At 65.0% G+C, this 12,766-nt stretch carries 14 protein-coding genes; 10 read left to right on the forward strand and 4 right to left on the reverse strand.

The window, feature by feature from the left end; genetic code table 11:
* On the reverse strand, window positions 1-633 hold the full coding sequence (locus WDLP6_RS12565; RefSeq protein WP_162567482.1) for a MotA/TolQ/ExbB proton channel family protein: 633 nt from the start codon (window positions 631-633) through the stop codon (window positions 1-3).
* Entirely contained in the window at window positions 618-854 is a 237-nt protein-coding gene (locus WDLP6_RS12570) for a hypothetical protein (protein WP_162592597.1), read from the reverse strand. The genes WDLP6_RS12565 and WDLP6_RS12570 overlap by 16 nt, the downstream gene beginning before the upstream one ends.
* A 91-nt stretch (window positions 855-945) precedes the next feature.
* Between WDLP6_RS12570 and xseA the strand changes: the two genes are divergently transcribed.
* Complete coding sequence (gene xseA / locus WDLP6_RS12575) at window positions 946-2,259, forward strand: exodeoxyribonuclease VII large subunit (RefSeq protein ID WP_162592598.1); 1,314 nt, start codon at window positions 946-948, stop codon at window positions 2,257-2,259.
* Between the two features lie 47 nt (window positions 2,260-2,306).
* A complete protein-coding gene (locus WDLP6_RS12580; protein WP_162567484.1) occupies window positions 2,307-2,888 on the forward strand; it encodes a superoxide dismutase in 582 nt (193 codons plus the stop codon).
* A gap of 60 nt (window positions 2,889-2,948) precedes the next feature.
* Here the strand turns inward: WDLP6_RS12580 and WDLP6_RS12585 are convergent, their stop codons facing one another.
* Window positions 2,949-3,401, reverse strand: a complete 453-nt coding sequence (locus tag WDLP6_RS12585; protein ID WP_162592599.1) for a DUF192 domain-containing protein — start codon at window positions 3,399-3,401, stop codon at window positions 2,949-2,951.
* Between the two features lie 173 nt (window positions 3,402-3,574).
* Window positions 3,575-3,889: a cell envelope biogenesis protein TolA gene (locus tag WDLP6_RS12590; RefSeq protein WP_162567486.1), complete on the reverse strand. Its 315-nt coding sequence runs from the start codon at window positions 3,887-3,889 to the stop codon at window positions 3,575-3,577.
* 192 nt (window positions 3,890-4,081) lie between these two features.
* On the opposite strand from WDLP6_RS12590, the gene icd reads away from it, so the two are divergent.
* The 8 genes from icd to WDLP6_RS12630 all read left to right on the forward strand — a co-directional run bounded on the left by icd (window position 4,082) and on the right by WDLP6_RS12630 (window position 12,685).
* Window positions 4,082-5,341: an NADP-dependent isocitrate dehydrogenase gene (gene icd, locus WDLP6_RS12595; protein WP_162592600.1), complete on the forward strand. Its 1,260-nt coding sequence runs from the start codon at window positions 4,082-4,084 to the stop codon at window positions 5,339-5,341.
* A 252-nt stretch (window positions 5,342-5,593) separates the two neighbouring features.
* Window positions 5,594-5,953, forward strand: a complete 360-nt coding sequence (gene clpS, locus WDLP6_RS12600) for an ATP-dependent Clp protease adapter ClpS (protein WP_162567488.1) — start codon at window positions 5,594-5,596, stop codon at window positions 5,951-5,953.
* Window positions 5,954-6,007: 54 nt separating this feature from the next.
* Window positions 6,008-8,329 carry an ATP-dependent Clp protease ATP-binding subunit ClpA gene (gene clpA / locus WDLP6_RS12605; protein WP_162592601.1) on the forward strand — a complete coding sequence of 774 codons (2,322 nt, stop codon included), beginning with the start codon at window positions 6,008-6,010 and terminating at the stop codon, window positions 8,327-8,329.
* 171 nt (window positions 8,330-8,500) lie between these two features.
* On the forward strand, window positions 8,501-9,958 hold the full coding sequence (gene cls, locus WDLP6_RS12610; RefSeq protein WP_162592602.1) for a cardiolipin synthase: 1,458 nt from the start codon (window positions 8,501-8,503) through the stop codon (window positions 9,956-9,958).
* A gap of 1 nt (window position 9,959) precedes the next feature.
* Window positions 9,960-11,402 carry an exodeoxyribonuclease I gene (gene sbcB, locus WDLP6_RS12615; RefSeq protein ID WP_162592603.1) on the forward strand — a complete coding sequence of 481 codons (1,443 nt, stop codon included), beginning with the start codon at window positions 9,960-9,962 and terminating at the stop codon, window positions 11,400-11,402.
* A gap of 21 nt (window positions 11,403-11,423) precedes the next feature.
* Window positions 11,424-11,828, forward strand: a complete 405-nt coding sequence (locus tag WDLP6_RS12620; protein WP_162592604.1) for a DUF3224 domain-containing protein — start codon at window positions 11,424-11,426, stop codon at window positions 11,826-11,828.
* A 37-nt stretch (window positions 11,829-11,865) separates the two neighbouring features.
* Complete coding sequence (locus WDLP6_RS12625) at window positions 11,866-12,162, forward strand: putative quinol monooxygenase (protein WP_162592605.1); 297 nt, start codon at window positions 11,866-11,868, stop codon at window positions 12,160-12,162.
* Between the two features lie 4 nt (window positions 12,163-12,166).
* Window positions 12,167-12,685, forward strand: coding sequence for a GNAT family N-acetyltransferase (locus WDLP6_RS12630; RefSeq protein WP_162592606.1), 519 nt, complete (start codon window positions 12,167-12,169; stop codon window positions 12,683-12,685).
* Window positions 12,686-12,766 lie beyond the last annotated feature (81 nt).

A 12,766-nucleotide genomic window follows, 5' to 3' on the forward strand; every position in this document is an offset into this window, starting at 1 on the left:
TCATCGGCGCAGGGCGTTCAGGTGCCGCGCGAAGCGCTCGCCGGCGAGTTCCAGGTTCAGCAGGTACTCGTCGACGCGGCTGCGGAAATAGCGCCAGAAGATCAGCGACGGGATCGCGATGATCAATCCGAAGGCCGTGTTGTAGAGCGCGACGGAAATGCCGTGTGCCAGCTGCGCCGGATTGCCGGAGCTCACCGCGCCGTTGGCCGGTGACTGGGAGCCGAAGATCTCGATCATTCCGATCACTGTGCCCAGCAAGCCGAGCAGAGGTGCGGCCGATGCGATGGTTGCCAATGCCGGCAGGTAGCGCTCGAGCCGGTGCGCGACCATGCGCCCGGCGGCCTCCATCGCCGCACGCAGGTCGTCCTCGGTCGAGAGCGGATTGGCGTTCATGGCGCGAAAGCCGGCGGCCAGCACTTCGCCGAGCCCCGAGTTCCGTTCGAGCTTGGTCACGACGTCGGGGCCTGGAATGGCGGCGCGCGATACCGTGATGGCTTCATCGAGCAATTTCGGAGGCAGGACTTTGGAGGTTTTCAGGTTCGTGAATCTCTCGATGACCAGCGCCAGGGCGATCACCGAACAGGCGAGCAGCGGCCAGATGGGCCAACCCGCAGCAACTATGATGGAAAACAAAAAAATCCTCCGTCCTGGTGGACTGCAAATGCGCGGCGATTATCCACCGAGCCGGTCTGGCCTTCGACCTGTATTCGCTGTAGGCGTTGCCGCACAGTTTCTGTGGATAACTTTGTGGCTAACAAGCCGAGCAACTCATCCAGACCCGCATGCCCAGGGCCTTCCATTGAATCGATCGAATTTTGAGCACCGCTTTTTCCAATGAAATCAATGTTTTGCACGGAAAGCCGTGCATGTGGTGCCGGTTCGGTCCGTGCCGAGGACGAGCGCTCGTCGGCTGTGGACGACTGCTGATCTGTAACAGGGCTGCCCATGGGTGAACGCGAGCCCTATCCGGCGTCGACGGCCCGGGTATGGGCGGTTGGCGCCCTGTGCCGCGCCGTTGCGGATGCGCTCGATGCGCGCTTCAATCCGGTGGCGGTAAGGGGTGAGATCTCGGGCTTTTCCCGTGCGGCCAGCGGGCATTGCTATTTCTCGCTGAAGGATGCGTCCGGTCAGCTGCGGTGCGCCATGTTCCGGCGCGCTGCCGGCTTGCTCGATTTCTCGCCGCGCGACGGTGACCAGGTCGAGGTCCGCGGCCGGTTGGCGGTCTACGAGCCGCGCGGCGATCTGCAACTGGTGGTCGAGAGCCTGCGCCGCGCGGGGCAGGGCGCGCTGTTCGAGCAATTCCTGCAGCGCAAGGCCAAGCTGGAAGCCGAAGGGTTGTTCGATACCGCGCGCAAACGACCGCTGCCTGCCATGCCGGGCGCGATCGGCGTCGTCACGTCCCTGGGGGCGGCCGCACTGCACGACGTCGTGACCGCATTGCGCCGCCGCGTGCCGCATATTCCGGTGGTGATCGCGCCGGCGGCCGTCCAGGGTGCGAACGCGCCGGCGGAACTCGTTCGGTCGCTGCAGTCGCTGTATGACCTGCAGCCGGCCGTCGAGGTGATCCTCCTGGTGCGCGGCGGGGGATCGATCGAGGATCTCTGGGCCTTCAATGACGAGATGCTGGCCCGCGCGATCGTCCAGAGTCCGGTGCCCGTGATCAGCGGCGTCGGCCATGAGACGGACTTCACCATTGCCGATTTCTGCGCCGATCTGCGTGCCCCGACGCCCACGGCCGCTGCCGAACTCGTCGCGGCCCCGCGCGAGCTCTGGCTGGGTGCGTTGGAATTGCTCGAAGAGCGCCTGACCCAAGCGCTGTCTGCTCGGGTGGATGCGCTGAGCCAACGCCTCGACCTGGCGGCCAGCCGGCTCGGCCGTCCTTCGGCATTGGCGGCGCGGCAGCAGCTGCGCCTGGCACATCAGGCGCAGCGATTGCACTACGCGGTTCTGTCCAGAGTGCAGCGCCTGGCGCAGTCCCGGCAGTCGCTGGAGGCCGAGTTGCCACGCAGGATCGGGGACGTCCTGACCCGGCATCACGAGCGGCTCGATCGGGCGGCACTTCGACTGCAGCTGCTGGATCCTGCATTGGTCCTGCAGCGCGGCTATGCGTGGCTGACGGACGCGACGGGTCACGCGATCACGAGCGTGGCTCGGCTTGCGCCCGGCGACGAGGTCAGCGCGCGTCTGGCCGACGGTGCTGTCGATCTGACGGTGCTGAGAACAGGGACAACGGGAAAGCGTCCGACGCCGGCCGCCTAATTCCTTTCTAGAATCCTTCATCCCACAACCAACCTGAGAGATACAACATGGAACACGTTCTTCCTCCTCTGCCCTATCCGATGGACGCGCTGGCGCCCGAGTATTCGAAGGAAACCCTGGAGTACCACTACGGGAAGCACCACAACGCCTATGTCGTGAACCTGAACAACCTGCAAAAGGGCACGGAGTTCGAAAAGATGACGCTCGAAGAGATCGTCAAGAAGTCCAGCGGCGGCATCTACAACAACGCGGCCCAGATCTGGAATCACACTTTCTTCTGGAATTGCATGAAGCCTGCGGGCGGCGGCGAACCCACCGGCGCGCTGGCCAAGGCCATCGACGCCAAGTGGGGAAGCTATGCGGCCTTCAAGGAGGCGTTCGTCAAATCCGCGGTGGGCAACTTCGGCTCGGGCTGGACCTGGCTGGTCAAGAAGGGTGACGGGACAGTGGACATCGTCAACACCGGCGCGGCCGGTACGCCGCTGACCACGGCCGACAAGGCGCTGCTGACGGTGGACGTCTGGGAGCACGCCTACTACATCGACTACCGCAACCTGCGTCCCAAGTTCGTCGAGACTTTCCTTGCCAAGCTGGTGAACTGGGACTTCGTGGCGAAGAACTTCGGCTGATCCGATTCAGCCCGAAAGAAAGCCGACTCGTGGGTCGGCTTTTTTCATGGGGCGTGGCGTTCAGTGCCTGTTCGCGAACAACACGCCGCCGAGCTTCGCGCCCTTCTTGATGTTCTTGTGGGCGAACCAACCCTGGTTCATCTCGAGGACGAAACGCACCGGCTCCTCGGAGCAGTGCGAGTTTTCGGTCATCGGCTGCATGTCGGCCAGGTTCACGATGCGACCGTCGTCGGCCACGAAGGCCGCAGTCAACGGGAGGATCGTGTTCCGCATCCAGAAACACTGCGTGGCCGGTTGCTCGAACACGAAGATCATGCCTTCGAACTGCGGCATCTCCTTGCGGAACATCAGACCGATCTCGCGTTGTTCGGGCGTCTGCGCGACCTGTGCGTCGATCTGGTACATGCCGACCGACAACTTCGTGCGCTGAAGATTCATCTGCGGTTCCTGGGCATGCGCAAATGCCGTCGTCAGGACCGAGAACACAAGGAGGCTAAGAATTCGTCGCAGCATGGTGGACTTTCTGGCGGACACCGTAAACAACAATGCCCGCTGTTGCGGGCACGACCAAATTTGCGTGCGAAGCTTACCTTGTCTTCGACGCCGGCGTCATGCGAAGGCCTGGGTCGCGCAGGCGAAAAAAAAGCGTTCCGCAGAACGCTTTTTTCGTCAGCAGCGCGGGGCGCTTACTGGGGCGTGCCGCCTTGCGTGCTGCGGCGCTTGAGGCTGCCGTCCTTGTTGCGGCGGCGGGTATCGCGCGTCGATGCGCGCTTTTCGCCGGCAACGGCAGCCTTGTCGGCGCCGACGGCACCGCCTTCGGGCGTCTTGACTTCGTCGCCGCCCTGCGCCTTGACGCCGGGGGCCTTCGATTCCACCTTGGCCTGGGCCTTCACTTGCGGCTTGGTGTTCAGCTGGGGCTGGGCTTCTTGCGAGGTGCTGCCTTGGGCATATGCGCCAGCCGCAAACAGGCCGGCGATCATGACTGCGAGAACTTTGCTCATTACGGATTCCTCTGTGGAGATGGATTGAAAACGCCTCCCGGCCAGCAGAAGGTCAGCCAACAACGAGACCAGGATGGGCTCGGTTGACAGAATCTTCGGGCTCCTCCGGTTGCGTCTAAAATTCTAAAGCTATTCAGCCATCTGAAAACAAAGTGCTTTTCGGCCCTTAAATCCACCCAGAGTTCCGTTCTCATGTCCAGCTATCAGCACATCAAGGTTCCGACCGAAGGCCAGAAGATCACGGTCAATGCCGACAATTCACTCAATGTGCCTGACCAGCCCATCATTCCGTTCATCGAGGGCGATGGCACCGGCCTGGATATCACGCCGGTCATGCTCAAGGTGGTCGACGCGGCGGTCGCCAAGGCCTACGGCGGCAAGAAGAAGATCCACTGGATGGAGGTCTTTGCCGGCGAAAAGTCGACCAAGGTCTATGGTCCCGATGTCTGGCTGCCCGAAGAGACGCTGCACGCGGTGCGCGACTATGTGGTATCGATCAAGGGTCCCTTGACCACCCCGGTCGGTGGCGGCATCCGTTCGCTGAACGTGGCGCTGCGCCAGGAACTCGACTTGTATGTCTGCCTGCGCCCGATCCAGTATTTCGAGGGTGTGCCCAGCCCGGTCAAGGAACCGCACAAGACCAACATGGTGATCTTCCGCGAGAACTCGGAGGACATCTACGCCGGCATCGAGTTCGAGGCCGAGAGCGACAAGGCCAGGAAGCTCATCAAGATCCTGCAGGACGAATTCGGCGTCAAGAAGATCCGCTTCCCGAACACCTCGGGCATCGGTATCAAGCCGGTGTCGCGCGAAGGCACCGAGCGCCTCGTGCGCAAGGCGATCCAGTACGCGATCGACAACGACAAGCCCAGCGTGACGATCGTGCACAAGGGCAACATCATGAAGTTCACCGAGGGCAGCTTCCGCGACTGGGCCTATGGCCTGGCGGCCAAGGAATTCGGCGCCGAACTGGTCGACGGCGGTCCCTGGATGAAGTTCAAGAACCCCAGGACGGGCAAGGAAATCACCATCAAGGACTCGATCGCCGACGCGTTCCTGCAACAGATCCTGCTGCGGCCTGCCGAATACTCGGTCGTCGCCACGCTCAACCTCAACGGCGACTACATCTCCGACGCGCTGGCCGCGCAGGTCGGTGGCATCGGCATTGCGCCCGGGGCGAACCTCAGCGACACCGTCGCGATGTTCGAGGCCACGCACGGCACGGCGCCCAAGTACGCCGGTAAGGACTACGTCAACCCCGGCTCCGAAATCCTCTCGGCCGAGATGATGCTGCGTCACATGGGCTGGAAGGAAGCTGCCGACCTGGTTATCAGCTCGATCGAGAAATCCATCGCCAGCAAGAAGGTCACCTACGACTTCGCGCGCCTGATGGAAGGCGCCACGCAGGTCAGCTGCTCGGGTTTCGGCCAGGTCATGATCGACAACATGTGAGGCCCGTCCGGCGCCCACCGGATGCCCCGCGTCAGCCCCAGTGCCTTGCAGGTGCTGGGGTTTTTTGTTTTCGTGCGACATTGACCTCGGCGCCAAGAGAACTGGCTCGGCGCCACCGCAGCCGGCCCGGCCGCCGCGAAGGTTTTGCGCCAGCGCGGCAGAGTTCACGCTGCGGTCACTTGATTGTCGCCAGGACGCCACCATTTTTAGAGGGTCCGGCACCGCACCCGCACGCTCTATAGAATCATTTTTATGGCAACCAGAATCCCTTCGACCCCACCCACGCCGCCGGCCCAGAAGCCAGCGCGGGACGACGGTGACTCGGTCGTGCTCGAACGGCGACCGCAGAAGACGGCCCCGCCCCAGATGTACCAGGTGGTGATGCTGAACGACGACTACACGCCGATGGAGTTCGTGATCGTCGTCATCCAGGAGTTCTTCAACAAGGACCGGGAAACAGCCACCCAGATCATGCTCAAGATCCATCTGGACGGCCGCGGCGTTTGCGGGGTCTATTCCCGCGACATGGCGGCCACCAAGGTCAATCAGGTGATGGAGGCGGCGCACCAGGCCGGGCATCCGTTGCAGTGCGTCAGTGAACCGGTTGAATAAAGCGCGCTCCAACCCATCTGAGAAATTATTTACAGCAAGGCAAAAGGAAATCACATGATTGCCCAGGAACTGGAAGTCAGCTTGCACATGGCTTTTGTCGAAGCCAGGCAGCAGCGCCACGAGTTCATCACGGTGGAGCACCTGCTGCTCGCTTTGCTGGACAACCCGAGTGCCGCAGAGGTTCTGCGCGCCTGCTCGGCCAATGTCGACGACCTGCGGGCGTCGCTCACCAACTTCATCAAGGACAACACGCCGCAGGTGGCAGGCACCGACGATGTGGACACCCAGCCCACGTTGGGATTCCAGCGCGTGATCCAGCGCGCCATCATGCACGTGCAGTCCACCGGCAACGGCAAGAAGGAAGTCACCGGCGCCAACGTGCTGGTCGCGATCTTCGGTGAAAAAGACTCGCACGCGGTCTACTACCTGCATCAGCAGGGCGTCACGCGCCTCGACGTGGTGAACTTCATCGCCCACGGCATCAAGAAGAGCGATCCGCCCGAGGCTGCCAAGGGCAGCAGCGAATCGTCGTCGGGCGAGGGCGAGGAGGGCGGCGGCGAGAAGAACGAGAAGTCATCTCCGCTCGAGCAGTTCACGCAGAACCTCAACCAGCTCGCCAAGGAAGGCAAGATCGACCCGCTGATCGGCCGCGAGTACGAGGTCGAGCGCGTGATCCAGATCCTGTGCCGCCGGCGCAAGAACAACCCGCTGCTGGTGGGCGAAGCCGGTGTCGGCAAGACCGCGATCGCCGAGGGCCTGGCCTGGCGCATCACGCAGAACGACGTGCCCGAGATCCTCGCCGAGTCGCACGTGTACTCGCTCGACATGGGCGCATTGCTGGCGGGCACCAAGTACCGCGGCGATTTCGAGCAGCGGCTCAAGGGCGTGCTCAAGTCGCTCAAGGACAAGCCCAACGCGATCCTGTTCATCGACGAGATCCACACCCTGATCGGTGCCGGCGCGGCTTCGGGCGGCACGCTCGATGCGTCCAACCTGCTCAAGCCGGCGCTGTCCAGCGGCCAGCTCAAGTGCATCGGCGCGACCACCTTCACCGAATACCGCGGCATCTTCGAAAAGGATGCGGCCCTGTCGCGTCGCTTCCAGAAGGTCGACGTGGTCGAGCCGACCGTCCAGGAGACGGTCGACATCCTCAAGGGCCTGAAGTCGCGCTTCGAGGAACACCATGGCGTCAAGTACGGCGTGGCGGCCCTGCAGGCCGCGGCCGAGCTGAGTGCCAAGTACATCAATGACCGTCATCTGCCCGACAAGGCGATCGACGTCATCGATGAGGCGGGCGCCGCCCAGCGCATCCTGCCGGCCAACAAGCGCAAGAAGACCATCAGCAAGACCGAAGTCGAGGAAATCGTCGCCAAGATCGCGCGCATTCCCCCGGCCAACGTCTCCAACGACGACCGCGGCAAGCTGCAGACCATCGAGCGCGACCTCAAGAGCGTGGTGTTCGGCCAGGACAAGGCGCTCGAAGTGCTGGCCTCGGCCGTCAAGATGGCGCGCTCGGGCCTCGGCCGCGAGGACAAGCCGATCGGCTCCTTCCTGTTCAGCGGCCCGACGGGCGTCGGCAAGACCGAAGCGGCCAAGCAGCTCGCCTACATCATGGGCATCGAGCTGATCCGCTTCGACATGTCGGAGTACATGGAGCGTCATGCGGTGAGCCGGCTGATCGGCGCGCCTCCCGGCTACGTCGGTTTCGACCAGGGCGGCCTCTTGACCGAGGCGATCACCAAGAAGCCGCACGCGGTGCTCCTGCTGGACGAAATCGAGAAGGCGCACCCCGACATCTTCAACGTGCTGCTGCAGGTGATGGACCACGGCACCCTGACGGACAACAACGGACGCAAGGCCGACTTCCGCAACGTCATCATCGTGATGACGACCAACGCGGGTGCCGAGACCATGAACAAGGCGACCATCGGCTTCACCAACCCGCGCCAGGCGGGCGACGAGATGGCCGACATCAAGCGCCTGTTCACGCCGGAGTTCCGCAACCGCCTGGACGCGACCGTGAGCTTCAAGGCACTCGACGAGCAGATCATCCTGCGCGTGGTGGACAAGTTCCTGCTGCAGCTCGAAACGCAGCTCGCCGAGAAGAAGGTCGATGTCACCTTCACCGATACGTTGCGCAAGCACCTGGCCAAGAAGGGCTTCGATCCGCTGATGGGTGCACGGCCGATGCAGCGCCTGATCCAGGACACGATCCGGCGCGCGTTGGCCGACGAACTGCTGTTTGGAAGGCTGCAGGAGGGGGGCCGGTTGACGGTCGACCTCGACGACAAGGAAGAAGTGCAGCTCGACATCCAGCCGCTCTCGAAGAAGGAAGGGCGGGCCAAGCCCGAGGCCGAGGAGGCCGAGGCACGGTAGCGCTTGCTCGCCCCCAGGCTGCGCGCACTTCGTGTCGCTTCGCCTACCTCCTGGCCGGGGGCAACACCGGCGGACCGGCTGAGCCGGATCCGCGGTGTTCCTGGTGTGGGGAGAAAGGCCGGTAGCATTCGCTGCCGGCTTTTTTTTGGCTGGCGTATCTGTTCTCCTGCCTTGATCCTTCCCGTCCTCAGTCCCGAATGGAAAACTGGCCTCTCCCTGGCCTGGAGCGGCTATATCGCTGTGCTCTCGGTCTGGATCGTGATGCAGAAGCGGGCGCCGGTGTCGACGATGAGCTGGATCCTGTCGCTGGCGCTGCTGCCGCTGGCTGGCTTCGTCATCTACTATTTTCTCGGCCCCCAGCGCCTGAAGAAGCAGCGGCTCAAGCGGCTGCGCAGTCGCGCCAACGCGCAGGCGCCGGCCGATGTGGCAATGTTGCGGGAGGCGGGAGAGCGGGCGCCCGCGGCGCTGCGCCACCTGGCGGCGCTCGGCGTCGCGGCCTGCGGGCTGCCCGTTTCGAGCGCGACGAAGGCCGAGCTGCTTTCCGGAGGCGCATGCGCCTTCGACGCGATCTTCGAGGCCGTTCGCGCCGCACGCGATCACGTGCATCTCGAGTACTACATCTTCGAGCCCGACAGGATCGGCACTGCCCTGCGCGACCTGCTGATCGAGCGTGCAGGGCAGGGCGTCACGGTGCGCCTGCTGCTCGACGCGCTCGGCTCCAAGCGGATCGGTCGCAAGTTCATGGCGCCGATGCAAGCGGCCGGCATCCACGTCGGGCTCTTTCACGACACGCGCATCGGCCGGCGCCTGCGGCCGGTGACCAACTACCGCACCCACCGCAAGATCGTCGTCTGCGACGGCCGCGTCGGCTTTACCGGTGGCGTCAACATCACCGACGAGGAAGACGCGCGGACCTGCGCGGACGCCTACCACGACGTCCACCTGCGCATCGAGGGCAGTGCGGTGCGATGGCTGCAGACCACCTTTCTCGAGGACTGGACCTATGCGACAGGCGAGGCGCCGGGGCAGATGAACACCAGCATCGAGCAGTTGATGCCCCGCTTGCCGGCCGAGGAAAGCGCGGGCGACATCCCGGTGCAGATCGTCACCAGCGGGCCCGACAGCTCGCTCGAAGCCATCCACCGCATGCACGTCGCGGCCATCCATTCGGCATCCGAGCGCGCGTGGCTCACGACGCCGTACTTCGTGCCGGGCGAGCCGGCGCTGATGGCGCTCACCAGCGCCGCGCTGCGCGGCGTCGACGTGCGGGTGCTGGTCCCGCGGCGCAGCGATTCGCTGATCGTGAGCGCCGCGGCCCGCTCCTATTACGATGAACTCATCGGTGCCGGTGCCAAAGTCTACGAATACAAGGCGCGCATGCTGCATTCCAAGACGCTGGTGGTCGACGACAACTGCGCGATGATCGGCACGGCCAATTTCGACAACCGCAGCTTCCGGCTCAACTTCGAGGTCTCGGCCGTGATCTACGGCCCGGCCCTGGCCGGGCCGCTGGCCGCGCAGTTCGAGACCGACCTCCACAGCGCGGCGCCGGTGCGCAGCCACCGGCCGCAGCGCTTCGTGCGCCGGCTCGGCGATGCGATGGCCCGATTGTTTTCTCCTCTGCTCTGACATGCCCGCTCAAACCTTCCTCTGGCACGACTACGAAACCTTCGGCGCCGTGCCGCGCCGGGACCGGCCCGCCCAGTTCGCCGCCATCCGCACCGACGCGCAGCTCAACGAGATCGGCGAACCGCTGATGGTCTATTGCCGGCCCGCGCCCGACTACCTGCCGAGCCCGGAGGCCTGCCTGATCACCGGCATCACCCCGCAGCTGTGCCTCGAACGCGGGATTGCCGAGCATGCGTTCGCAGCGCAGATCGAACAGGCCTTCTCTCAGCCCGGCACCATCGGCGTCGGCTACAACACGATCCGCTTCGACGACGAGGTCACGCGTTTCCTGTTCTGGCGCAACCTCATCGATCCCTATGCGCGCGAATGGCAGAACGAATGCGGGCGCTGGGACCTGCTCGACGTCGTGCGGCTCACCTATGCGCTGCGGCCCGACGGCATCGAATGGCCGAAGAAGGCCGACGGCAGCCAGAGCTTCAAGCTCGAAGACCTGGCGCGCGCCAACGGGCTCCTGCACGAATCGGCCCACGATGCGTTGTCGGACGTTCGCGCCACCATCGCACTGGCGCGGCTGATCCGCGACCGGCAGCCGAAGCTGTTCGACTTTGCCTTCTCGCTGCATCGCAAGGATCGCGTCGCCACGGAACTCGGCCTGCCGGCGACACGGGAAACGGCGCGGCCCTTTCTTCACGTCTCCGGCATGTTTCCCGCCGATCGCGGCTGCCTCGGCGTGATGTGGCCGCTCGCGAGCCATCCCACCAACAAGAACGAGCTGCTGGCCTGGGACCTCGCGCACGATCCCAACGAGCTGCGCGACCTCGACGTGGCGACGCTGCGCCTGCGCCTGTTCACGCGCAATGCCGACCTGCCCGAAGGCGTCGTGCGGCTGCCCGTCAAGGGCGTGCACCTCAACAAGTCGCCGATGGTGGTGGGCAATCTCAAGACCCTCGCGCCCGCGATGGCCGAGCGCTGGGGCATCGACCTGGAGGCCGCCATGCGCCACGCCGCCGCCGCCGCGAACCTGCCCGACATGAGCGCGATCTGGCCGCAGGTGTACGAGCGGCCGCGCGAGGCGGCGCCGGATGTCGACGAGGACCTCTATGGCGGCTTCGTCGGCAATGCCGACCGGCGGCGGCTCGTGCAGCTGCGCGGTCTCTCGCCCGCGCAGCTCGCGCAGGCGCGCACCGGCTTCGACGATGCGCGCCTCGAGGAGCTGCTGTTCCGCTACCGCGCGCGCAACTTCGCCGAGACGCTGAATGCCGACGAGGCCGAGCGCTGGGAAGCCCATCGCGCCGCACGGCTGCTCGAAGGCGAGGGCGGCGCGCGCAATGTCGATGCGCTGTTCGCCGAGATCGATGTGCTGGCCGAGACCGCGGACGAACGCGGCGAGGAAATCCTCGGCGCGCTGTACGAATATGCCGAGGCGATCGCGCCCGCGGTCTGATCATTCCTCCAAGAGGTCCCGATGACGAAGCATGCAACAGGCACTTTCGAAGTCCAGATGAAAGCGCAATCGCAGGACGAACAGGCGGGCGGCGCGACGCTCGCCAGGATGTCGCTCGACAAGCAGTTCAGCGGCGACCTCGACGGCACCGGCAAGGGCGAGATGCTCAGCGCGTGTACACCCACGCAGGGCTCCGCCGGCTATGTCGCGATCGAACGCGTGACCGCCACGCTGCACGGCCGCGCGGGCAGCTTCGTGCTCCAGCACAGCGGCACAATGACGCGCGGCGAGCAGCAGCTGTCCATCACCGTGGTGCCGGATTCGGGCAGCGGCCAGCTCGCCAGCCTGAGCGGCACACTGGCCATCCGGATCGCCGACGGCAAGCACTTCTACGATTTCGCCTACACCTTGCCCGAAGAGGCGTGAGCCGATCTTCTCCAACCGAGGCCGACAGGAGATCTCCATGATTCTGGTGACTGGCAGCATCCTTGCCCGGGCCGGCAGCGTCGATGAAGCCCTGGCCCTGAGCCTCGAGCACGTGCGCCGCTCGCGCACCGAGCCGGGCTGCATCTCGCACGCCGTGCACCGCGACGCGGAAGACCCGTTGCGGCTGGTGTTCGTCGAGCAATGGGCCGACCGCGCGGCGCTGTTGGCGCACTTCGCCGTACCGGCCTCGCGTGCCTTCGCCAGGGCCGCCGGCGCGCTCGCGGCCGAGCCGCCGACGCTGCAGATCTACGACGCCCAGGCGGTGGCGTTGTGACGCCATGACCATTCGCCGTCTCACCCCCGCGGATGCGCCGGCCTACCGGGCCTTGATGCTCGAGGCCTACGAACGGCATCCCGACGCGTTCACGTCCAGCGCCGGTGAACGCGCGGTGCTGCCGCTGTCATGGTGGGAAGCGCGGCTCGATCCTTCGCCCGGCGCAGCGCAGATCGTCCTCGGCGCGTTCCATGCCGACCGGCTCGCGGGCGCCGCAGGCCTGTCCTTCGAATCGCGCGAGAAGTCGCGCCACAAGGCGAACCTGTTCGGCATGTACGTGGCGCCGGCAGCCCGGCAGAGCGGCCTCGGGCGACGGCTGGTGCAGGCCGTGCTCGACCGTGCCGCCGCGCGCGAAGGCGTCCGGCTGGTCCAGCTCACCGTGACGGAGGGCAATGCTGCGGCGCAGGCCCTCTACGAGCAATGCGGCTTCAGCATCTTCGGCGTCGAGCCCTGTGCCATGGCGCTCGACGGCGTTTTCCTGGCGAAAGTCCACATGTGGCGCGCGCTGACCGCCGGGGCTTGAAATATGTGACGCACCGCACGCTCGGGGCACGGCGCTGACAGCAATGTCATCTGACCGACAGGTTGTTGTCCCCGCGCGCTC

It is taken from the genome of Variovorax sp. PBL-E5 (assembly GCF_901827185.1).
Taxonomy (GTDB): Bacteria; Pseudomonadota; Gammaproteobacteria; order Burkholderiales; family Burkholderiaceae_C; genus Variovorax.

Excerpts from the sequence above, each read along its gene's own strand:
- WDLP6_RS12580 (WP_162567484.1), top strand. The coding sequence starts at position 2,307 with ATGGAACACGTTCTTCCTCCTCTGCCCTATCCGATGGACGCGCTGGCG.
- WDLP6_RS12585 (WP_162592599.1), bottom strand. The coding sequence starts at position 3,401 with ATGCTGCGACGAATTCTTAGCCTCCTTGTGTTCTCGGTCCTGACGACG.
- WDLP6_RS12630 (WP_162592606.1), top strand. The coding sequence starts at position 12,167 with ATGACCATTCGCCGTCTCACCCCCGCGGATGCGCCGGCCTACCGGGCC.
- WDLP6_RS12590 (WP_162567486.1), bottom strand. The coding sequence starts at position 3,889 with ATGAGCAAAGTTCTCGCAGTCATGATCGCCGGCCTGTTTGCGGCTGGC.
- icd (WP_162592600.1), top strand. The coding sequence starts at position 4,082 with ATGTCCAGCTATCAGCACATCAAGGTTCCGACCGAAGGCCAGAAGATC.
- WDLP6_RS12625 (WP_162592605.1), top strand. The coding sequence starts at position 11,866 with ATGATTCTGGTGACTGGCAGCATCCTTGCCCGGGCCGGCAGCGTCGAT.
- xseA (WP_162592598.1), top strand. The coding sequence starts at position 946 with ATGGGTGAACGCGAGCCCTATCCGGCGTCGACGGCCCGGGTATGGGCG.
- clpS (WP_162567488.1), top strand. The coding sequence starts at position 5,594 with ATGGCAACCAGAATCCCTTCGACCCCACCCACGCCGCCGGCCCAGAAG.
- sbcB (WP_162592603.1), top strand. The coding sequence starts at position 9,960 with ATGCCCGCTCAAACCTTCCTCTGGCACGACTACGAAACCTTCGGCGCC.
- clpA (WP_162592601.1), top strand. The coding sequence starts at position 6,008 with ATGATTGCCCAGGAACTGGAAGTCAGCTTGCACATGGCTTTTGTCGAA.
- WDLP6_RS12620 (WP_162592604.1), top strand. The coding sequence starts at position 11,424 with ATGACGAAGCATGCAACAGGCACTTTCGAAGTCCAGATGAAAGCGCAA.